Here is a 620-nt window from a genome sequence, read left to right as displayed (position 1 = left end):
ACCACGACGATCATGAGGATGCTTCTCGCGGCGGTGGCCGTGCTCGCCGGGCCGGTCTCGATCGGTGGGGTGCAGCCCGATCCGCCCAGCTGGGGACTGGATCGCATCGACCAGCGGCCCGGCGAGCACGGCCACCGCCGCGAGAAGCATCCTCATGATCGTCGTGGTACCCCGGTGGTGCCCGGACGACAACTCAGGCGTGTCGCCCGTTCGGCTGATTCCGCCGGGCGAGGACCGCGGTGTCGACCGCCAGCAGCACGAGCGCCGTCACGGCGATCACCTGACCCACGTAGGTCAGCGAGGAGTAGTCCGCCAGCACGGCGAAGGTCGGCCCCAGGACCCCGGCCAGGCCGGCGATGCCCATCGCCAGCACCCAGCAGCCGACCGGACGCGGGTTCAGCACCACGGCGACGACCGGGACGAGGACGGCCAGCAGGGCACCCAGCACGAAGTAGGCGGCGTTGCGGCCGGCGCTGTCGACGTCGTAGGCGGACAGTTCGACGAGCTGGGCGACCCACCCGGCGCCGAGCAGCACGCCCAGCCCGATCGCCGCCCAGGCCGCCCACCCGCGCACCGGCCCGGTACCCAGGGCGACGGCGGGGTTCCGGCGCAGCGCCACC

1 pseudogene is annotated in these 620 nt (G+C 73.4%); it reads right to left on the bottom strand.

Annotation, left to right across the window (positions count from 1 at the left end):
- Positions 1-193: 193 nt before the first annotated feature.
- A pseudogene (locus CCN39_RS50435) lies at positions 194-620 on the bottom strand (caspase-related protein); the annotation flags it as partial.

The sequence above is a fragment of the Amycolatopsis kentuckyensis genome, from assembly GCF_002155975.1.
Taxonomy (GTDB): domain Bacteria; phylum Actinomycetota; class Actinomycetes; order Mycobacteriales; family Pseudonocardiaceae; genus Amycolatopsis; species Amycolatopsis kentuckyensis.
The sequence above is the reverse complement of the archived record's forward strand: the minus strand, read 5'-3'. Positions and strand labels throughout refer to the sequence as shown.